The 21,022-nt window shown below is 64.1% G+C and carries 16 protein-coding genes; 9 read left to right on the plus strand and 7 right to left on the minus strand.

Annotated features, from left to right (window positions below; all coding sequences use genetic code 11):
• Positions 1–18: 18 nt before the first annotated feature.
• The 3 genes from GFD32_RS15545 to folB are packed head-to-tail and all read right to left on the minus strand — an operon-like array spanning position 19 to position 1,848.
• Positions 19–948, minus strand: coding sequence for a DHH family phosphoesterase (locus GFD32_RS15545; RefSeq protein WP_163577502.1), 930 nt, complete (start codon positions 946–948; stop codon positions 19–21).
• A 25-nt stretch (positions 949–973) separates the two neighbouring features.
• Positions 974–1,483, minus strand: a complete 510-nt coding sequence (folK, locus tag GFD32_RS15550; protein WP_163577503.1) for a 2-amino-4-hydroxy-6-hydroxymethyldihydropteridine diphosphokinase — start codon at positions 1,481–1,483, stop codon at positions 974–976.
• Complete coding sequence (folB, locus tag GFD32_RS15555) at positions 1,474–1,848, minus strand: dihydroneopterin aldolase (protein ID WP_163577504.1); 375 nt, start codon at positions 1,846–1,848, stop codon at positions 1,474–1,476. The genes folK and folB overlap by 10 nt, the downstream gene beginning before the upstream one ends.
• A gap of 317 nt (positions 1,849–2,165) precedes the next feature.
• Here folB and plsY point away from each other — a divergent pair, with 317 nt between their 5' ends.
• Positions 2,166–2,732: a glycerol-3-phosphate 1-O-acyltransferase PlsY gene (plsY, locus tag GFD32_RS15560; protein ID WP_163577567.1), complete on the plus strand. Its 567-nt coding sequence runs from the start codon at positions 2,166–2,168 to the stop codon at positions 2,730–2,732.
• A 120-nt stretch (positions 2,733–2,852) separates the two neighbouring features.
• Here the strand turns inward: plsY and tsaD are convergent, their stop codons facing one another.
• Positions 2,853–3,881, minus strand: a complete 1,029-nt coding sequence (tsaD, locus tag GFD32_RS15565; protein ID WP_163577505.1) for a tRNA (adenosine(37)-N6)-threonylcarbamoyltransferase complex transferase subunit TsaD — start codon at positions 3,879–3,881, stop codon at positions 2,853–2,855.
• 259 nt (positions 3,882–4,140) lie between these two features.
• Here tsaD and GFD32_RS15570 point away from each other — a divergent pair, with 259 nt between their 5' ends.
• A complete protein-coding gene (locus GFD32_RS15570) occupies positions 4,141–6,129 on the plus strand; it encodes a methyl-accepting chemotaxis protein (RefSeq protein ID WP_163577506.1) in 1,989 nt (662 codons plus the stop codon).
• A 110-nt stretch (positions 6,130–6,239) separates the two neighbouring features.
• Here GFD32_RS15570 and GFD32_RS15575 read toward each other — a convergent pair whose 3' ends face one another.
• A complete protein-coding gene (locus GFD32_RS15575) occupies positions 6,240–9,923 on the minus strand; it encodes an EAL domain-containing protein (RefSeq protein WP_163577507.1) in 3,684 nt (1,227 codons plus the stop codon).
• Between the two features lie 367 nt (positions 9,924–10,290).
• On the opposite strand from GFD32_RS15575, the gene rpsU reads away from it, so the two are divergent.
• The 3 genes from rpsU to rpoD all read left to right on the plus strand — a co-directional run bounded on the left by rpsU (position 10,291) and on the right by rpoD (position 14,560).
• Complete coding sequence (rpsU, locus tag GFD32_RS15580; protein WP_010629611.1) at positions 10,291–10,506, plus strand: 30S ribosomal protein S21; 216 nt, start codon at positions 10,291–10,293, stop codon at positions 10,504–10,506.
• A 159-nt stretch (positions 10,507–10,665) separates the two neighbouring features.
• Positions 10,666–12,480 (plus strand): DNA primase, encoded by a 1,815-nt coding sequence (dnaG, locus tag GFD32_RS15585; protein WP_163577508.1) that lies wholly within the window; start codon positions 10,666–10,668, stop codon positions 12,478–12,480.
• Positions 12,481–12,706: 226 nt separating this feature from the next.
• A complete protein-coding gene (gene rpoD, locus GFD32_RS15590) occupies positions 12,707–14,560 on the plus strand; it encodes an RNA polymerase sigma factor RpoD (protein WP_163577509.1) in 1,854 nt (617 codons plus the stop codon).
• A 107-nt stretch (positions 14,561–14,667) separates the two neighbouring features.
• On the opposite strand, the gene GFD32_RS15595 is transcribed toward rpoD, so the two are convergent.
• Both GFD32_RS15595 and GFD32_RS15600 read right to left on the minus strand, forming a co-directional pair.
• A complete protein-coding gene (locus GFD32_RS15595; RefSeq protein ID WP_163577510.1) occupies positions 14,668–15,324 on the minus strand; it encodes a hypothetical protein in 657 nt (218 codons plus the stop codon).
• Positions 15,325–15,370: 46 nt separating this feature from the next.
• Positions 15,371–16,318 carry a LysR substrate-binding domain-containing protein gene (locus tag GFD32_RS15600; RefSeq protein WP_163577511.1) on the minus strand — a complete coding sequence of 316 codons (948 nt, stop codon included), beginning with the start codon at positions 16,316–16,318 and terminating at the stop codon, positions 15,371–15,373.
• Positions 16,319–16,509: 191 nt separating this feature from the next.
• On the opposite strand from GFD32_RS15600, the gene GFD32_RS15605 reads away from it, so the two are divergent.
• From GFD32_RS15605 to GFD32_RS15620, 4 genes are all read left to right on the plus strand, one after another.
• Complete coding sequence (locus GFD32_RS15605; RefSeq protein WP_163577512.1) at positions 16,510–17,889, plus strand: L-serine ammonia-lyase; 1,380 nt, start codon at positions 16,510–16,512, stop codon at positions 17,887–17,889.
• A gap of 258 nt (positions 17,890–18,147) precedes the next feature.
• The gene (locus GFD32_RS15610) at positions 18,148–18,921 is read left to right on the plus strand and encodes an ABC transporter ATP-binding protein (protein WP_163577513.1); all 774 of its coding nucleotides are present in this window, start codon (positions 18,148–18,150) and stop codon (positions 18,919–18,921) included.
• Positions 18,918–19,670 carry an ABC transporter ATP-binding protein gene (locus GFD32_RS15615; RefSeq protein ID WP_240455677.1) on the plus strand — a complete coding sequence of 251 codons (753 nt, stop codon included), beginning with the start codon at positions 18,918–18,920 and terminating at the stop codon, positions 19,668–19,670. Before GFD32_RS15610 ends, GFD32_RS15615 begins: the two co-directional genes overlap by 4 nt.
• A gap of 131 nt (positions 19,671–19,801) precedes the next feature.
• A complete protein-coding gene (locus GFD32_RS15620) occupies positions 19,802–21,022 on the plus strand; it encodes an ABC transporter substrate-binding protein (protein WP_163577514.1) in 1,221 nt (406 codons plus the stop codon).

The raw sequence follows: 21,022 nt of genomic DNA on the forward strand, positions 1-21,022 counted from the left end.
CCCCGGCCCGACGGCCGCTCAGCCGTCGGCGTTGATGCGGGCGACGATCTCGTTGAGGATGGCATCCGCCCGATCGTTGTCGACCTGGCAGGTGCCGGCATTGCGGTGGCCACCGCCGCCGTACGTCAGGCACAGTTCGCCGACATTGGTGCGGCTCGAGCGGTCCAGGATCGACTTGCCGATGGCCAGCACGGTGTTCTGTTGCTTCAGGCCCCACATCACGTGGATGGAGATGTTGCACTCGGGGTAGAGCGCATAGATCACGAAGCGGTTGGTGGCCCAGATGGTCTCCTCGTTGCGCAGATCGAGCACCACCAGGTTGTCGTGCAGCGTGGCGCAGCGACGAATCTGCTCCTTGGCTCGCTCGCTGTGCTCACGGTACAGCTCGATACGCTCGCCAACGTCGGGCAGCTCGAGAATCTCCTCGATGGTGTGCGCCCGGCAATAATCGATCAGCTTCATCATCAGCTGATAGTTGGAGATGCGGAAGTTGCGGAAACGACCCAGGCCGGTGCGCGCGTCCATGATGAAGTTGAGTAGCACCCAGCCCTGGGGGTCGAGAATCTCGTCGCGGGTGAACTGCGCCGAGTCGCCCTTGTCGACGGCTTCCATCATGTCGTCCCAGCGAGCCGGGAAGGCGTCGTGGCCGCCGTAGTGGCGCCATAGTACGCGAGCCGCCGAGGGAGCGTCGGGGTCGATGATGTGATTGTCGGCCCGCTCCTCGTTGCGCAGGGTTTCGCTCAGGTGGTGATCGAAAGCGAGGTGGCAGTCGGGCACATAGGGCAGGTTGGTGGTGATGTCGCGCGAGGTAATGTCGACCTTGCCGTCCTGCATGTCCTTCGGGTGGACGAAGAGGATGTCGTCGATCAAGTCCAGGTGCTTGAGCAGGGCGCCGCACACCAGCCCGTCGAAGTCGCTGCGGGTCACCAGCCGGAATCGTTCAGTCATGTCGTCTCCTGTTCGTTGGTTGCATCTACCGCGTCAGGGGAGGCTCCCAGTAGAAATCGATGGGCCACAGGCGTTGTTCGCCGGGCTCGAAGTCGCTCCATAGCTCGGCGTAGGTCTGCCCGAGGCCGGGGTGTTTCCCATCCGGCAGCAGCTCGGCCAGCGGTTGGAGAACGAAGGCATGATGAAGGATTTCGTCGCGGGGCAATTCAACGCCGTCGTTCACTCCGCTGAGGTCGCCGACGGTGAGCAGGTCGATATCCAGGGTGCGGGGGCTGAACTTGGGGCTGTTCGGGTGGCGCCCATGAGCGGTCTCCAGCCGTTTGCACCAGGCTTGAAGTTCGCCCACGCGCCAGTCGCTTTCGAAGAGCACCACCAGATTGTAGAAGTTGCGGCCGTCTTCGAAGCCCACCGGTTCGCTTTCGAAGACGCGCGATACCCGAAGCGGACCGAAGGTCTTGGCCAGGGCGTCCAGGCAGCCGCGCAGATGGCGCTCGCGGTCGATGTTGCTGCCTAGGCTGACGCTGATCAGGCGCATCCGTTGCCCTCCGCAAGAGTGCCGCGTTCGATGCATACTCCCACGGCGCCCGCGTTGGGCACTGCGCCGGGCTTGCGTAGGGTCAGGCGTAGCCAGGCGACGGCGAATTCGTTGCGCAGCACGTCGGCAAGGCGCTCGGCGAAGGTTTCCACCAGCAAGAAGGCATGGTCGGCGGCAAAGCGGGCGATACGCTCGCTGATGGCGGCATAGTCCAGGGTTTGGCTCAGGTCGTCGTTCGCCGCCGCCGGCCGGATATCGGTGGCGAGCTCCAGGTCGAGCAGCAGGCGCTGGGTGATGCGGCGCTCCCAGTCGTAGACTCCGATCACGGTATCCACGCCGAGCGACTCGATCAGTACACGGTCCATTCTGGGCGTTCCGGGGCTGGCTAGGATTGGACGCCGATTGTACGTGAGCCATGGAATGGATGACAGCCGGCCGCTGTTCCCGGTGGGCCGGCCCTGGCAGAATGCGGTGAGGTCCCGCAGTCGGCCGGGGGCGGCGCCGAGCGTTTGCAGAATCCGGTCTCCCGGCCAATGGCACTCGATCCGATGCGTCAACTGACTCGACATTCGTCTCCTCGGCTCGATGAGCGTGTCTCGAAATCCGTGTTGGTTGCGACGATCGTGCGAAATCCACAGGTGGCAAAGAGGAGCGAATCCGGGTGACAGCGCTCGAGGGGCAGCTGCCGTGGATGGTGGCGCTGGGCTATCTCAGTGGCTCTTGGCTGGGGGCGCTCAGCGTGTGTCGGCTGGCTGGCCTGGATAGTCCGTTTCACTCCGGTTCCGGCAATCCGGGCTTTTCCAACGTGCTGCGTCTGCATGGGCCACGCCTGGCATTGGCCACGCTAGTAGTGGATGTCGTCAAGGGCATGCCGGTGCTGTGGCTGGCCATGGCGCTCGGCTTCCCACCCTGGGCACAGGGGGTGGTGGGGCTGGCCGTTCTGCTCGGGCACAGCTATCCGATATGGTACCGCTTTCATGGCGGCAAGGGCGTGGCCAGCGCCTTCGGCGTGATGCTGGTGCTGATGCCCGGCGTGGCGCTGGTCTGTGCCATGATGTGGCTGCTGGCGGCCCGCTGGCTGCGTACCGCGGCAGTGGCGTCGCTGGTCAGCGCGGGGCTGGCGCCGCTGGCGAGCTTGTGGCTGGCTTCCGACTACGTGCTGGTGGTGATCGCCTTCACGCTGCTGGTACTGGTGCGCCACCTGCTCAACATTCGCCGCCTGCGTCGGGGCGAGGAGCCGGGGTTATAGCCCGGAGCTGGAAGAGCCCGGACTGCGTCCGGGAGCTGGAAGAACGCCCGCTGCGCGGGCTTAAGCTGGAAGCTAGAAGAAAAGGCTTGACACCTTGGGTGGCGAATTCCAGCTTCCAGCTTACGGCTCCCGAAGGGTCTCCAACGGCCAGCGCGGCACCGCCTGCATGATGCCGGGGTCGTCGCGCTCACCGGCCACCAGGCGTTGCGCTCCCACATAGGCGATCATGGCACCGTTGTCGGTGCAGAAACGCCCGCGTGGGTAGTAGGCGCGGGCTCCGCGCTTTTCGCATGCCGCCGCGAGGCGTTCGCGCAGCCTCGCGTTGGCGCTCACGCCGCCGGCCACCACCAGTCGCTTCAGGCCGGTGTCGTCCAACGCGCGGCGACACTTGATCGCTAGGGTGTCGACCACTGCCTCCTCGAAGGCACGCGCCACATCGGCGCGTGCCTGGCCGTCGAGCGCTCCGGCGGCCTCGAGTTCGCGAATGGCCGTGAGCGTGTGCGTCTTGAGCCCCGAGAAGCTGAAATCCAGACCCGGCCGGTCGGTCATCGGTCGCGGAAAGCGGAAGCGCGTCGGGTCTCCCACTGCAGCCAGCTTCGCCACCTGCGGGCCGCCGGGATAGTCGAGTCCCAGCATCTTGGCTGCCTTGTCGAAGGCTTCTCCCGCGGCGTCGTCCACCGATTCGCCGAGCAGCCGATAGCGACCCAACCCCTCCACCGCGACGAGCTGCGTATGCCCGCCGGAAACCAGCAGGGCAACGAAGGGAAAATCAGGCGACTCCGGCTCCAGCATCGGTGCCAGCAGGTGGCCTTCCATGTGGTGCACACCCAGCACAGGAATCCCCAGGGCGCGGGCCATGCCGTGCGCGGTGCTGGCGCCCACCATCAGTGCGCCTACCAGGCCGGGACCGGCGGTGTAGGCGATGGCGTCGAGCTGGACTCGCGTCAGGCCGGCGTCGTCGAGTACCTGCTGGATCAGCGGTAGTAGCCGCCGGGTGTGGTCCCGGGAGGCGAGCTCCGGCACCACACCGCCGTATTCGGCGTGCATGGCCACCTGACTATAGAGGGCGTCGGCGGTGAGGCCGTGTTCGGTGTCATAGAGGGCGACGCCGGTCTCGTCGCAGGATGTTTCGATCCCGAGGACTCGCATGGAACGCTCTCGCGCCAGTAAAAAGGCCATTCTAGCAAAGCCGCGCCACCCACGCTGCCGCTTGCCCTGATCGCATGCGTCCTATCGTGAGGGTTCATTGTGTGCGGTGTGGGGCTGAAAGGAGCATTGTATTAGCCATAGTTGATCTGTGTCATGCGGCCTGTTTGACAATCGCATACGCTGCGTGATGGGGAGACCTAAATATAGATGAAATGACAACAATATCGTGGCACCCACTGGGGTGTCGCAAGGGGGCGAGATGTATTTCTTTAGAGATATTTCAATTGGTTATAAGATATTGTTGGCACTAATGTTGCCGTTGCTGGCCATGGGGGGATTTGCTGGATTGCAGTTGATGGAGCGTCAGAGTGTGGTCAGCGACATGGGCCAACTGCACGGTTTGACCAGGCTGGCGCTGACTGCTGGGGACCTTGTTCATGAGCTGCAGCGAGAGCGCGGTGGCACGGCGATTTTCATTGGTACGCAAGGTGATCGGTTCGTTACTGAACTGCGGGAGCAGCGAGAGCGAACCGATCGCCGTGTCACGCTGTTCCAGGAACGATTAAAGGCATTGGGCGGCCCCACTGGCGATGCGCAAACCAGACAGCTGATCGAGGGTGTGCAAGACGGGCTATCCGGCATGGCCGCACTGCGGCACCAGGTGGATGAGCTGAGTGCCACCGCCGGTCAGGCATCGGATCAGTACACGGAGCTGAATACTGAATTGATCAGCATCGTGGGCCAGCTTAGCCATGACACGGATGAGGCGCAGACCACGCGCTCTCTGGCGGCCTACTACAGTCTTTTGCGTGCCAAGGAGCTGGCTGGGATCGAGCGTGCACGCTTGTCCCTGGCCTTTGGTAGGGATCGTATCGGTGCCGATGAGTATCAGCACTTCGTCTCTCTGATCGGTGCCCAGGAGGCCCAACTGGACACTTTCCGGATTCTGGCCACGGCTGAGCAGCGCGTGCTGCTGCGTGAGACGTTGGCCGAAGCACCGGTCGAGCGGTTGGAAGGTCTGCGGAAGGCGGTTCTGCACAGTGAGTCGCGACAGGCGTTTGGCGTGGATCCCGAGGTCTGGTTCGAGCAGCAATCGGTGAAGATCGATCGTCTCAAGGACGTTGAGGACGACCTGGCGGAGAGCGTGCTGACATCGGTGCAAGGGTTGCGTGATGCGGCCAAGCAGGAGCTGGTCGGAAACGGTGTGATTGCCGGCGGTGTGGCGGGATTGGCGCTCCTGGTGGCGGTGCTGATTGGTCGCAGTACGGTGCTGCGGCTGCGCCAGACGGCCCAGGCCATGCGCGAGATTGCCGAGGGCGACGGTGATCTGACACGGCGCCTGAGCGTGACGCATCAGGATGAAATCGGCACGCTGGCAATACAGTTCAATGCCTTTGCGGCGAGGATGCAGGAGCTGCTGCTGGAGGTCAAAGGCAGTGCCCAACGTGTCCATGCAGCCGCTGAGGAAATCGCTCACGGCAGCGAATCCCTGGCGGCCCGCACGGAACAGGAGGCATCGAGCCTGCAGGAAACGTCGGCTTCCATGGAGCAGATCACCGCGACGGTCAACCAAAGTGCCGAATCGGCACAGCAGGCCAATGAGCTGGCGCTGTCGGCCGCAGTGGTGGCGCGCAAGGGGGAGGCGGCCATGGAAGAGGTGGGCGGTACCATGACGGACATCAATGCCTCTGCTGCGCGCATTGCCGAAATAATTACGCTGATCGACAACATCGCATTTCAGACCAACATTCTGGCGTTGAATGCCTCGGTAGAGGCGGCGCGTGCCAGCGAGCACGGGCGTGGTTTTGCCGTGGTGGCGCAAGAAGTGCGCGTGCTGGCCAGTCGCAGCACCGATGCTGCAAGGGAAATACGTCAGCTTATCGAAGCCTCGGTGGAGCACACCCAGGATGGTGCCCAGATCGTGCAACACGCTGGAAGGACCATGCAGGACATGGTCCATAGCGTCGAACGGGTCAATTCCGTGATTGCCGAAATCAGTGCCGGCGCCCGTGAGCAGAGCGTAGGCATCAGCCAAGTCAATCAGGCCGTCAGCGAGTTGGATGGCAACACCCAGCGCAATGTTGCCCTGGTGGAGCAGGCCTCTTCTGCAGCGGCCGAAATGCGCGAAGAGTCGGAGCACCTCAACGCACTGATGGGCGGATTCGTTCTGGACCGCCGCGATCCCGCGAAGTCAGAGCCGGTAACCCATCCCGAAACCCTAGCCGCAGTGCTAGCGGAGCCCGCTTAGGCGTTGCTCCCGCTGAGCCACGGGCATTCACCATTCGATGGACGAAGCTCGTGGCTCAGTGCCTTAGGCGAAAAGGCAAGTTGCCCGGCCAATCTGGGAGCGGCGGGATGTCAGCGGCAGTGGGCGTCGCAGAGTTCATCGTCGTTGGCCGTGGCCAGCGAGAAAGCGGCCTGGACCCGTTCTTGCAGTTCCTCGCCACGACACCCTTTGTTCAGCCAGCCGTGGAGCTGGCCGCGGTCGCTGGCATCGACTGCCTGGTCGGCATCCGGCGCTCCGGCCAGGGCCAGGCGGGCGATTTCGGGGTAGAGAGCCTGGACCCGCTCCACAAATTCGAGCCCGGGCATGTCCGGCAGGGAGATGTCGCCGATCACCACGCGTATGGCGTTGAGCGCGAGCAGGTCGAAGGCCGTCTCCACGTCGGTGGCGGTCAATGTCCGGTAGCCGGCGTCACGCAGCGGACGGCACAGCGCTTCCAGCGCTTCTTCGTCAGGGGTCACCAACAGCAGCGAACGGCCGCCGAGCGAGTGGGCGTCGGTGGCTATCGTCAGGCGACGCTGCTCCCTGAACAGTCGCTCCATGTCCGCCGCCGGCAAGGGGCGACTGAACAGGTAGCCTTGCAGCTGGTCGCAGTGGCGTCGACGCAAGTAGGCGGCCTGGGCTTCGGTTTCCACCCCCTCGGCGACGACCTGGAGGCGCAGTCCTTGCCCCATGGCGATGATGGTCTGGGCGATGGAGGCCTCATCCGGCGAGGTGGTGATGTTGGTGATGAAGCTGCGGTCGATCTTCAGGGTGTCGAAAGGGAAGCGGCGAAGGTACGCCAGGCTGGAATAGCCGGTACCGAAATCGTCCACGGCCAGGCGCACGCCCAGACTCTTGAGCTCGTTGAGCACGGCGATGGTCTCTTCGGGATGCTCCATTACCGCGCTTTCGGTCAGCTCCAGTTCCAGCAAGGCGGGGTCGAGTCCTGTATCGGCGAGGATTCTGCCGACGGTGGCCGTCAGGTCCGGCTGCTGCAGTTGCCGGGCGGAAAGGTTGACCGCCATGACTAGCGGCGGTTGGCCTTGCTGCTGCCAGGCCTGGCCCTGGCGACACGCCTCGCGCAGTGCCCACTCGCCGAGCGGCTGGATCAGCCCGGTCTCCTCGGCAATCGGGATGAAGTGCATGGGGGAGACATTGCCCTCGCTGGGATGATGCCAGCGGGCGAGCGCTTCCACACCCACCACTTCGCCGCTGGCGAAGTCGACCTTGGGCTGGTAGTGCAGTTCGAGCGCGTTTCGCTCAAGGGCACGCCGCAGGTCTTGCTCCAGGGCCAGGCGCTGCAGGGCCGACGCATTGAGGTCCTCGGTGAAGAAGCGGAACGCTTTCTGACCTTCACGTGCCGCCATGTGCTGGGCGGTGGTGGCGTTGCTGAGCAGGGTTTCGAGATCCTCGCCGTCCCGCGGCAGGACGCTGATGCCGCCGTGCATGTTGATGTGCAGTTCATGCCCCTCGATGCACATGGGGCGGACAACGGCATCGATCATGCGCTGGGCAACGGCGGCGATGCCGTCATGGTGCGGGGCGTCGGCCAGGATGACCACGAATTCGTCGCCGGCATAGCGGGCGACGGTGTCCCGGTCGCGGGCACATTCGCCCAGCCGCTGGCCGACGGTTTGCAGTACTTGGTCGCCGACCCGGTGTCCCAGGCTGTCATTGATCAAGTGGAAGCGGCTGATGTCGAGCGACAGCAGGGCGACCTGCCGGTCTCGCTGCAGGCTGTGGCGTGCCATCTCGTCGAAGCGTCTGGCCAGCAGCGTACGGTTGGGCAGGTTCGTCAGATCGTCGTAGTAGGCGAGGAAGTTGATCTGCTCCTCCATCTGCTTGCGTTCGCTGATGTCGTAATGAATGCCCACGAAGTGAGTGATGATGCCATGCTGGTTGCGTACCGGACTGATCGAGGCCAGTTCCCAGAAGGCCTGGCCGTTCTTGCGCCGGCTGAGTATCTCTCCCTCCCAAACCTTGCCCTGCTGAAGGGTGCGGCGCAGGTTGCGGTACTGGCGCCGGGGAAGCCGGCCGGGTTCCAGCAGGTGAATCCGCCGACCCTTGATCTCCTCGGGGCGGTAGCCGGTGGTGCGGGTGAACTGCGGGTTGACGTATTCGGTGATGCCGTTGGCATCGGTGATGACGATCGAACTGACGCTCTGGTCGATGGCCTGGTTGAGCTTCCTGAGCTCCTGCTCGGCACGAATCCGCTCGCTGACGTCCCGGCCGTTGGCCACGTAGTGGGTGATCTCACCGAGCTCGTCGTACAATGGCGAAACCGCTATCTCTTCATAATACGGCTGGCCGCTGGCCGACAGGTTGATGAGGGTGGCGCGGAAGGGTTCGCCATCCGCCATGGCGTTGCGGAACCCCTGGTAGAGTTCGGGGGAGTTCCGCTCGTGGCTTTTCAGTATGCGTGCGTTCAGCCCGATGATGTCGTCGCGGCGGTAGCCACGCAGTCGTTCGAAGGCGCCGTTGACGTATTGGATCGTGCGGTGGCGGTCGGTGATGATGACCGAATCCGCACTCTGCTCCATGGCATGGGAGATCTTCCGCAGCTCCACCTCGGTGGCTTCGCGCCGCGTGATGTCGTCGATCAGGTGGGTGCGCAGGTGCTCGAAGGCGTGCGCCAGGGTGCCGATCTCATCGTTGCGGAAGGGGGGAAGCGGTGTCTCGAGGCAGCCACCTGCCACCCGGTTCACCGAGGTTTCGAGCCGCTCGAGCGGCTGCAGGATGCGGCGGCGAATGGACCAGACGGCGACGAGAAACACGCTGATCGCCGTCAGGATCGAGAAGGCGACCAGGGTTGCCGAGAGCACGGTGTGGTTGTGTAGTCGTTCCAGGCTGGCCTCGAAGTGCTCGCTGACGGTCTCGGAGAGCGCCAGTACCGTGTCGATGCCGGTCGTGGCCCGCTGGTACCATTCGGCGGCGCTGACCGGGTAGGGAGCCTGCCGGCGGCTGGCTGCATGGACGGCCTGGCGCAGCGCCTGATAGTCACCCAGGAAGCCCGCTTCGAGTGCGTCGCGTGCCGCAGCCAGCTCAGGGGTATCCGGCAGCTGTCGGATGAGGGTGTCGGCACGTTCGAGCGAGGCGTCGACGATGTCGCGGTAGCGCTCCAGCAACTCCAGGTCGGCGGCGTTGAGTGGCCGGTTCTGGGCGATGGCCGCTCCGATGATGGCCCGCTCGCGTCCGGCGTGCTCGCTGACGTTGAACAGCACCTCCCTGATCACCGGGTTGGCGGTGTGGGAATAGAGGTTGCCGGGCATGGGGTGAGTGGTGGCGTCGCGCAGGTCCGACAATGCCTGGATATGACGCGTTGCCAGGGCGATCCATTGTTTCTCGTCGGCGGGTGCCGCCGCGCCGGCGAGACGTCGATCGACCTGGAGGCGTGCCGTTTCCAGCGCCTCTCGATGCTGGGTCAGCCGTTGCAGGCTGCGCGCCAGCGGGTGGGCGTTATCGGCACTAGCAAGCGGTGAAGCGGTCGAGAGAATGGCGCCATAGAGTTCGTCGCCGTTGCGCCGTTGCTGGGCCATTTCGTAGAGCATGTCGGGGTTGGCCCCGGCGGGGTTCGAGAGGATTGCGGCGGTGATGCCGCGCTCCATGGCCATGATGCCGCTGGCGCGCAGGGAAAGGTCGGCTATGCGATGGCTTTGGTGTACCCACTGGGCCGCATCCCGCTTGGCGCGGATCTCGCGGACTTCCCAGCTCGAGCCGACCAGAATCAGCACCCCCAACAGGGTCAACAGGGTGATCAGGAGGTTGCGAATGGTCATCGGCGACGGCAGGCCATGGGGCGGCATTCATGGATGGATTGTTAAAAATTCTTGACGAATGTCGATAGAAAGTTAGCTCGGTCGTGCCGGCAGGGCAAGCCCAGTGCGCCGACACCCAGGGTGGCGTCAAGCCAACGCCGGCTTCCACGGTGGGGCATTTGCAAAGCGCGTTGCCGACGACTAGAATATCGTGCGCTGCAACACTGGGTCGTGCATCCAGAGGGCGTTTCCATCATGCTGCGGTCGCCATGAACGATGGCGGCGCATCGCTGCCCAACGTAATGGGTAGGATGTACGCAGGGGAAACGTTCGTGGAGGGTGTGCGTACAAACCGAACTCGAGATTCCTTAAGGTAGGTGAGTGCTTAATGCCTTCTGTCAAAGTACGTGATAACGAGCCGTTTGACGTCGCCCTGCGTCGCTTCAAGCGTTCCTGTGAAAAAGCCGGCATTCTGTCCGAGGTTCGCCGTCGCGAACACTACGAGAAGCCGACGGCAGAGCGCAAGCGCAAGGCGGCGGCCGCGGTCAAGCGTCACGCCAAGAAGCTTCAGCGTGAGCGCAAGCGTTTCGAACGGCTCTATTGATCCGTACTGTGGAGCGGCTGCGGCGCTCTGCGTCGACTGCTCCGGAAGGACGAGCAAGCGGCCGCCGGTAGGTGGCCGCTTGTTTTTCCACTGGCTGGTCGGCCGCCCCCGATTCCGCCGCCTCGCGGCCGCCATTCCCATCTGACGTGGCGTATTACCATGGCCGGTCCGATTCCACAGCGCTTCATCGACGATCTGCTGGCCCGTGTCGACGTGGTCGAGGTGGTTGGCGAGCGCGTGGCGCTCAAGAAAACCGGCCGCAATCATTCGGGGCTGTGTCCCTTCCATCAGGAGAAGACGCCTTCGTTCACCGTCAGCGCCGACAAGCAGTTCTATCACTGTTTCGGCTGCGGCGCCCACGGCAATGCCCTGCGCTTTCTGATGGAGTACGAACGCTTGTCGTTTCCCGAGGCCGTGGAACAGCTGGCGGGACGCCTGGGCTTGGAGGTGCCGCGGGAAGGGCGTGACGACCCCCAGGCCCAGGCGCGGGAGCGCAAGCGCAAGGAAGGAGTCAACCTGCTCGAGTTGGCGGCGAGTTTCTTTCGCGAGCGGTTGAACATGCCCGAGGCGCAGGCGGCACGCGACTACCTGTCGAGGCGCGGGTTGTCGCGCGAGGTACTGGCCGATTTCGGTATCGGCTATGCGCCCGACGGTTGGGAGGGGCTCAAGCGGCACCTCTCCGAGCGCGGCATCCCTGAAGCGGTGCAGGTGGAGTACGGCCTGCTGGTGCACCGCGAGGAGAGTGGGCGCACCTATGATCGCTTCCGCGACCGGGTGATGTTCCCCATCCGCGACGTGCGCGGTCGCACCATCGCCTTCGGTGGGAGAGTGCTCGGCGATGCCAAGCCGAAGTATCTGAACTCGCCGGAAACGCCGGTGTTTCACAAGGGGCGTGAACTCTACGGTCTGTACGAGGCGCGCCAGGCCAATGCCCGTCTCGAACGGCTGTTGATCGTCGAAGGCTACATGGATGTGGTGGCGCTGGCGCAGTTCGGCATTCGCAATGCCGTGGCGACGCTGGGTACCGCGACCAGCGAGGAACACCTGGCGCGGCTGTTTCGGGTCGCCGACGAGGTGGTGTTCTGCTTCGACGGCGACCGTGCCGGCCGCCAGGCGGCGGCGCGGGCGCTCGAGACGGTGCTGCCGCTGATGATCGACGGCCGTCAGGCACGCTTCCTGTTCCTGCCCGAGGGGGAGGATCCGGACAGCCTGGTGCGCCGCGAGGGGAGCGAGGCCTTCTCGGATCGCATCACCTGCGCCAGCCCGCTGTCGGAGTTCCTCTTCGACCAGGCGGCGCGGGGCCGCGATCTGGCTCGCATCGAGGATCGCGAGCGCTATGCTAGCCAGGTGCTGGGCGTCATCGGCAGATTGCCGGAGGGCGTTCTTCGCACGCTGCTGCTCGGCGAACTCTCGCGGCGCACTGGGGTCGATGAAACACGCTTAACGGCGCTCATGGCGCGCTCCGAGTCGAAGGCGGCGACGCTGGATTCGCCACCGGCCGACGAAGCGGCGCAGCAGCTTCCGTCTCGGCCGCAGCCGGCGGCAGAGACGGCCCTGGAGCCCCTGGCGAGGATTCTTCAACTGCTGGTGCACGAGCCTGGGTTGGTGGATCGTCTGCCCGATGTCTCCGAATGGTTGCCCGAAAAGGCGACGGGAGACGCGACGCTGTGTCGCGAGGTGGTGCGATTGTTGCGAGCCGGACGCTACCGAAGTTCACAGGTATTGCTGGCGCACTTCCACGGGAGTGAGGCGGGACAGCGCTTGACGGCACTGGTGCGTCGCGAGCTGCTGATTCCGCGCGAGGCCCGCCGTGCCGAGCTCGATGGATTGGTGGCTCACCTGCGTCGGCACTGTCGGCGGCAGTCGCCGCGTGAAGAGTACGAGGCGTTGCTGGCCAGAGAGCGCCAAGGCGAGCGACTGCCGCGCGAGGCTAGAGAACGGCTGGCGATGCTGCTGCAGGAATTGAAAGCCTAGCCGGCGGCAAGGTGTTGGCCTGGGGGTTGAAATGTCTCCGACCATCACCACATAGAGGGTAATTACCCGGCGCCAGCATAACCAAACAAATTAACACACCTGAGATGACGAGCAAATGGCCGAACTGGCGGGAACCCCGGCTTTCCCGTTATACTGTTCGGCTTGATGACTTTTCTCCGCCCGGCGCTTCAGGTGCTTCATTCTTCTTCGTCGAGATAGGGTTTCTATGGCTGGAAATGCGCAGCAACAGTCGCGTCTGAAGGAGTTGATCGCGCGCGGCAAGGAACAGGGCTTCCTGACCTATGCCGAGGTCAACGACCACCTTCCCGAGGATATTGCCGACCCCGATCAGGTGGAAGACATCATCGGCATGATCAATGACATGGGTATCAGTGTCGTCGAGGAAGCCCCCGATGAAGACACCCTGATGATGTCCGATCACTCCACCGACGAGTCGGCGGCAGAAGAGGCCGTAGCCGCCCTGGCGGCGGTGGAGAGCGACGTGGGTCGCACCACCGACCCGGTGCGCATGTACATGCGCGAGATGGGTACCGTGGAGCTTCTCACCCGCGAGGGCGAGATCGAGATCGCCAAGCGCATCGAGGAGGGAACCCGGGAGGTCATGTCCGCGCTGGCCTGGTTGCCGGGTGCGGTGGATTCGATTCTAGACGCCTACGATGCCACCCAGGACGAGGAAGCGCCGGGGCGGCTGTCCGATCTGTTTTCCGGCTTCATCGATCCCGATGAGGGCATTCCCGGCGTGGCCGAGGCCGAGGTTCCCGAGCCCGAGCCCCAGTCGGAGCTCGACGAGAACGGCGAGGGCGACGACGCCGATGCCGAAGAGGACGACACCAGCAGCAACGAGGGGGGGCCCGATCCGGAGGAGGCGCGAGCGCGCTTCGAGCAGATTCGCGAGCAGAACGCCCTGGCCCAGGCGGTCATCGCTGAGCATGGCCGGGCCTCCGCCGAGGCACGAGCCGAGCTGGCACGACTGGCCGAGCTGTTCTCGCCGATCAAGCTGGTGCCCAAGCATTTCGAGCGCCTGGTAGGTCAGGTACGAATCAGTGTCGAGCAGGTGCGCGCCCAGGAGAAGGCGCTCATGCAGCTGTTCGTCAAGCAGGCCAAGGTGCCTCGCAAGACGTTCATCAAGGCGTTTCCGGGCAACGAATCCCGTCAGGACTGGCTGGACGACTTCATCGCCAATCACGCCAAGTACGCGGATCGGCTCGAGGCGCTGCGCGGCGATATCCTGCGGTCGCAGCGGCGCATCGCCTTCGAAGAGGAAATGGTGCAGCTGGCGGTGCCCGAGCTCAAGGAGGTCAATCGTCGGCTCTCCATCGGCGAGGCCAAGGCGCGCCGGGCCAAGAAGGAGATGGTCGAGGCCAACTTGCGCTTGGTGATTTCCATCGCCAAGAAGTACACCAACCGCGGCCTGCAGTTCCTGGATCTGATCCAGGAGGGCAACATCGGCCTGATGAAGGCGGTGGACAAGTTCGAATACCGTCGTGGCTACAAGTTCTCCACTTACGCCACCTGGTGGATCCGCCAGGCGATCACCCGCTCGATCGCCGACCAGGCACGCACCATCCGCATTCCGGTGCACATGATCGAGACCATCAACAAGCTCAACCGCGTGTCGCGGCAGATGCTGCAGGAGATGGGGCGCGAACCGACCCCGGAGGAGCTGGGCGAGCGACTCGAGATGCCCGAGGACAAGGTGCGCAAGGTGCTCAAGATCGCCAAGGAGCCGATCTCCATGGAGACGCCCATCGGCGACGACGACGATTCGCACTTGGGGGACTTCATCGAGGACGGCACCATGATTCTGCCCCTCGATTCGGCGACCGGCGAAGGGTTGATCGAAGCGACTCGCAACGTCCTTGGCGGCCTCACTGCCCGTGAGGCCAAGGTGCTGCGTATGCGCTTCGGCATCGACATGAACACCGACCACACCCTCGAGGAGGTCGGCAAGCAGTTCGATGTCACCCGCGAGCGCATCCGTCAGATCGAGGCCAAGGCGTTGCGCAAGCTGCGCCACCCCAGCCGTTCCGAGCCGCTGCGCTCGTTCCTGGACGAGTAAGCCGGCGCTACAAGCTCACCCGGTCCGACGCCCGCGGTGCCATACGATGGCTGCGGGCGTTTTTTTCGCGCGCGTTTGCTGGGGCATGGCGATCTCGTCCGCTAACGTCAAGCGGAGCGTTGCCGTGCCACTGCCCAGCGTCTGGCGAGCAGTAGCAACTCGATGGCGGCAATGAGCAAGAATGCGTAGCCGAGCAGTTCAACCAGTTCTTCGGCTGCGCTCTTGAAGTCGCGCACGTAGGCTTCCTCGAGCACTGCCATCCAGAAGTCGGCACGACCGTAGAGTCGAGAGAAGACGTAGGTGGTCAGGAAGCCGGCAGCGAACAGTCCGAACGAGAAAGTGTTCGAGTAGTGGGCGAACTCGTCGATGAACTGGCGACGCTGGTGGATCACTCGGTAGAGGGAGGGGATCACCACGAGCGCTACGAGGACTTTCCAGGTGTTGCGGGCAATCAGGTTGTCCAGCCAGTAATCTTGCTCACGGATCAGCGATGCGACGACGAAGGCGAGAAGCAGCAAGGTGATGTACGGGAGTTGGCGGTATGCGAGGCGCGAGTACAGAAGCACTAGGGCGGTCAGCGCCAAGCAGGCGGCCTGAGCGAATTCGGTGAAGCCTCGCTCGGAAAAGCGATTGTCGGGAAGGTAAAGCGCTTCGAGGTAGGCACCTTGAGCCAGGCAGGCCACGAGCAGGACATAGAGGGTCGCTCGCACACAGACGGCGCGAAAGCCGATGGAGTCGGGCGGTGAAGGAACGTTCCTTGGCATGGTGCGCGTCCTTGTCGTCGAGTCGTGGGGCGAGTGTCGGCCAATTTTACAAGGTTGCTTCCCGCTCTCCTAGCGCCGTGACGTGGCGGCGGGCTTCCTCTACGATCCAGTCGTGCACGGCGGCCACGCGGCGATCGTCCAGCGAGCCACTTGGATAGACGATGCCGTAGCGCTTGCCGGTGCGGACGCGCTCGCTGAACGGAGCGATCAGCGCACCGGTACTGAGCTCGTCGGTGAGCAGCGCCTGGCGGGCGATGGCGACTCCCATGCCAGCGACGGCTGCCTCCTGGGCGAGACGGTGTCGGTTGAAGGTATAGCCGCGGCGAACGTTGAACGGCTCGGCGCCGACCGCCCGTAGATAGTGCTCCCACTGGGCGTACGGCTGGCTGCCTCGCCAGGCGGTGACGTCGTGAAGCAGTGGGTACCAGGCAAGGTCCGCAGGACGCGACAGCGGTGGGCGCCGGCGCAGCAGCGACGGTGAGCAGACGGGAAAGATCTCCTCTTCCATCAGTGGCGTGACATGCAAGCCCGGATAGTGCCCGTCGCCCAGGTCGAGGGCCAGGTCGAACTCGCCTTCGCGCAGTGACAGGCTGCTGTCCTCGGCGATCACCTGCAGTTCGATGTCGGGAAAGCGGGCTTGCAGGCGCGGCAGGCGTGGCATCAGCCACAGGCTGAGGAAGGCCGGCACGCTGCGCAGACGCAAGATACCGCTCATCACGCCGCTGCGCAGGCGTTTTACCTCCATGCCCACCGACTGGTAGGCCTCGTCGACCACGGCGGCCAAGCGTCGCCCCTCCTCGGTCAACTCCAGGCGTCTGGGCAGGCGACGGAACAGCTTGAAGCCGAGCCGAGCCTCCAACTGCTTGATCTGCTGGCTGACGGCGCCCGTGGTCACGTGCAGCTCCTCGGCAGCGCGCGTAAACGAGAGCAGTCGCGCACTGACCGCGAAGACTTTCAGCCAGGCGTGGGTCTGGGCGTGCAGGAGTCGGCTCATGCTTTAGTCATTCTATACTGAAGAGAAGATATTTTCGTTTGCCCGCCGTGCGGAAGGACTCCAACATAGGATCATTCCCCGTGACATGGCAACAGGCTTTAGCATTGCTCATGCATTCGAGGCCTGTCGTGAAGTGAAGCCACCCGCCAACAACGCGCGCTCGGTCGTCCCGGGCGAAAGAGGTGATTCTCATGGCAATCAGCGTCTTCGATCTCTTCAAGATCGGTATCGGACCCTCCAGCTCGCACACCGTGGGGCCGATGAAGGCGGCCCATGATTTCGTGCAGGCGCTGCGCGAGCGGGCGCAGTTGGAGCGAGTTGCCCGGGTCGAGGTGCGGCTCTATGGCTCGTTGTCGGCCACCGGGGCCGGCCACGGTACCGATCGAGCGGTGATCATGGGACTCATGGGCGAGCGTCCCGAGAGGCTCGATCCGGCGATCGTCGCGCCCTGCATCGAGGAGCTCCTGGAATCCAACTCGCTGCTGCTCGACGGCCGGCTGGCCATTCCCTTCCTGTGGGCACGCGACATGCAGTGGCACGAGGAGTGCCTGCCCTATCACCCCAATGCCATGACGCTGATCGCCCATGGTCATAGCGATGAGCTGTTTCGCAACACCTATTACTCGGTGGGCGGCGGTTTCGTGGTCGATGAGGGCCAGGCCGCGCGCGGCGAGTTGGATACCGACAGCACGACGCTGCCTTACGACTTCGATACGGCGGCGGAGCTGATGGCGCTGTGCCGCATGCACGATCTGCGCATCAGTGAGCTGATGCTCGCGAACGAGAAGGCCTGGCGCAGCGAAGAGGAAGTGCGTGACGGCCTTCGGGGGATCTGGGAGGCCATGCAGTCCTGCGTGGAGCAGGGGTTGCACCAGGAGGGCGTGCTGCCCGGTGGGCTCAATGTCCGCCGTCGCGCTGCCAGTTTGCAGCGCCGCCTGCTGGCTGCCGAGGACGACGGTAGCCTGATCGCCTCGACATTCTCGGCCATGGACTGGGTCAACGTCTTCGCGCTGGCTGTGAACGAAGAGAACGCCGCCGGCGGGCGCATGGTCACCGCTCCCACCAATGGAGCGGCGGGCATCATTCCGGCCGTGCTGCACTATTATATGAAGTTCAAGTCCGGGGCCTGTGAGCGCGACATGGTGAATTTCCTCCTCACTGCCGGTGCCGTGGGCATTCTGTGCAAGAAGAACGCCTCCATCTCGGGGGCCGAGGTGGGCTGCCAGGGGGAGGTGGGGTCGGCCTGCGCCATGGCCGCAGCCGGGCTCGCCGAGATCATGGGAGGTAGTGTCGCTCAGGTGGAGAACGCCGCCGAGATCGGTCTGGAACACAACCTGGGGCTGACCTGCGACCCGGTGGGTGGGCTGGTACAGGTCCCCTGCATCGAGCGCAATGCCATCGCTTCGGTCAAGGCGATCAACGCGGCCCAGATGGCGCTGCGCGGCGACGGAGAACACTTCGTTTCGTTGGACAGGGCGATTCGCACCATGCGCGACACCGGGCGCGACATGCAGGACAAGTACAAGGAGACCTCCCGCGGCGGCCTAGCCGTCAATGCCATCGAGTGCTGACGGGCGAATCCTTTTCAGATCAGCCCCCTACCACAGACCAGCGCGACGCCCCGGCCGGCGTCGCGTTTTTGTTTGCAAGCTATTGAACTGTCAGGCGTCTACGCCATTGGTCGAGTTCGGCGATTCAGCTATTGCTCCCGCGTGGCGAGTCCTCTAGCTTACGTTAACGTAAAGGTTAGAGAGTCCTGAGCCTTCTCTACAACGACAACAACGTCAGCAACGGCGGATCGCCAGCGGCGGTCCAGAAGAGGACGCCACATGACCCAGGAGTTCGCACTCGAAACCCGTGGGTTGACCAAGGAGTTTCGCGGCTTCACCGCCGTGGACGATGTCAACCTGCAGGTCGAAGAAGGGCATATCCACGCCCTGATCGGCCCCAACGGGGCCGGCAAGACCACCGTCTTCAACCTGCTCACCAAGTTCCTGCCGCCGACCCGCGGCGAGATCCTCTACCGCGGCAAGGCGATTACCGGCATGAAGGCCAACGAGATCGCGCGCATGGGGTTGGTGCGCTCCTTTCAGATTTCCGCGGTGTTCGGCCACATGACGGCGCTGGAGAACGTTCGGGTCGCCCTGCAGCGTCCCATGGGAACCTCCTTCCATTTCTGGAAGTCCGAGCGCTCCCTGGAACCGCTCAACGAGCGGGCCATGGCGCTGCTCGACGAGGTCGGCCTGCGCGACTATGCCGACGTGCTCACCGTGGAGATGCCCTACGGGCGCAAGCGAGCACTGGAGGTGGCCACCACCCTGGCCATGGAGCCGACACTGATGTTGCTCGACGAGCCGACCCAGGGCATGGGTGCCGAAGACGTCGACCGTATCGTCGAGCTGATTCGCCGTGTGGCCAAGGGGCGCACCGTGTTGATGGTGGAGCACAACCTCAGCGTGGTCAGCCGCTTGTGTGACCGTATCACCGTGCTCGCCCGCGGCAGCGTGCTGGCCGAGGGAGATTACGAGAGCGTCTCCTCCGACCCGCGCGTCAAGGAAGCCTACATGGGCAGCGAAGTCGCGGAAGAGGAGGCCGGGGCATGAATCAGCTCGCCGAACAGACCGGTGTGACCCATTACCGGGATCACGACGGCGCCGAAATGCTGAGGGTCAGCGACCTGCATGCCTTTTACGGCGAATCGCACATCCTGCACGGCGTCGACTTCGAAGTGAGACGCGGCGAACTGGTGACGCTGCTGGGTCGCAATGGCGCCGGGCGCAGCACCACCCTCAAGTCGATCATGAACATGGTGGGACGGCGCACCGGCTCGATCATGATCAACGGCAACGAGACGCTCGACGTCAAGCCACACCGCATTCCACGACTAGGGGTCGGCTACTGCCCGGAGGAACGCGGCATCTTCGCCAGTCTCGACGTCGAGGAGAACCTGCTGCTGCCGCCCACGGTGCGCTCCGGGGGAATGTCCATCGATGACATCTACGCGATGTTCCCCAACCTCTACGAGCGGCGGCGCAGCCAAGGCACCCGCCTCTCCGGCGGGGAACAGCAGATGCTGGCCATGGCGCGCATCCTGCGCACCGGTGCGCGGCTGCTCCTGCTCGACGAGATCACCGAGGGGCTGGCACCGGTCATCGTCCAGTCGCTGGGCGACGTGCTGGTCAAGCTCAAGGAGCGTGGCATGACCATCGTGCTGGTGGAGCAGAACTTCCGCTTCGCCGCCCCGTTGGCCGATCGCCACTACGTGATGGAGCACGGCCGCATCATCGAGGAGATATCGGCGGCCGAACTGCCTTCGCGTCGCGCGCACCTGCATTCCCTGCTGGGGGTATGAGTACGGCTCGCCCCCGGCCAAACCGCCGCGCCAGCGCCACGCCTGGCGTCCAGGCTTCCACCCACCCAAACCCATCGCTGCGCAACGTCAGCTACAACAACAACAGCCCCGCTGGGGCCGAGGAGACGAAAATGACCTTCATCAAGAAGACACTCGCCAGCAGCATCGCCATCGCCGCCACTTCCATGATGGCAGCCACTGCCCAGGCCGAGATCAGTGACGGCGAGATCCGCATCGGCTATCTGGCCGACATGTCCGGCACCTACCGCGACCTGGCCGGCCCGGGCGGTCTCGAGGCGCTGGAAATGGCCATCGAGGATTTCGGCGGTAGCGTCAATGGGGCGCCCATCGAAGTGATGAGCGCCGACGACCGCAACAGCGCCGACGTGGGTGCCAATACCGTGCGCGGCTGGATCGACCAGGACAACGTCGACCTGGTGGCCGGCATGGTGGCGTCCTCAGTGACCATCGCCGTGACCAATGTGCTCGAGGCCAACGATGGCCTGGGCATCGTGTCGGGGTCGGCGGCGTCCAGCATCACCAATGAGCACTGCACGCCCAATCACATCCACTGGGTCTACGACACTTACCCGCTGGCCAACGGTACGGCCAAGGCAGTCGTCGATCAGGGGGGCGACACCTGGTTCATGCTCACCGCCGACTACGCCTTCGGTCACGCCCTGGAAAGCGATGTGGAAAAGGTGGTCACCGACAACGGCGGCACCATCGTCGATCGCATTCGTCACCCCTTCCCCACCGAGGACTTCTCCTCCTACATCCTTCAGGCGCAGGGCTCCGGTGCCAAAATCGTCGGCCTGGCCAACGCGGGTGCCGACACGGTCAACGCCATCAATACGGCAAGTCAGTTCGGCCTGGTACAGGGTGGCCAGCAGCTGGCCGGTCTTCTGGTGTTCCTCAACGACGTCTACGCCATGGGGCTCGAGACCACTCAGGGGCTGCTGCTTACCACTGGCTGGTACTGGAACATGGACGACGAGTCCCGCGAGTGGGCCGAGCGCTACTACGAGCGCGTGGGCCGCATGCCGACCATGGTCCAGGCGGGCATCTACTCCAGCACCATGCACTACCTGAAAGCCGTGGAGGCCACCGGCAGCGACGATACTCAGACCGTGCGCAGCCATATGATGGAGCAGCCCATCGAGGACTTCTTTGCGCGCAACGGGCGCATTCGCGAGGATGGACGCATGGTCCACGACATGTACCTCGCCGAGGTCAAGTCGCCGGCCGACTCCACCCATGAGTGGGACCTCTACGAGATCCTGGCCACCATTCCTGCCGAAGAGGCCTATCGTCCGCTTTCCGAGAGCGATTGCAAGCTGGTCAACGACTGA

Source organism: Halomonas faecis, assembly GCF_010993975.1.
In the GTDB taxonomy this organism is placed as follows: domain Bacteria; phylum Pseudomonadota; class Gammaproteobacteria; order Pseudomonadales; family Halomonadaceae; genus Halomonas; species Halomonas faecis.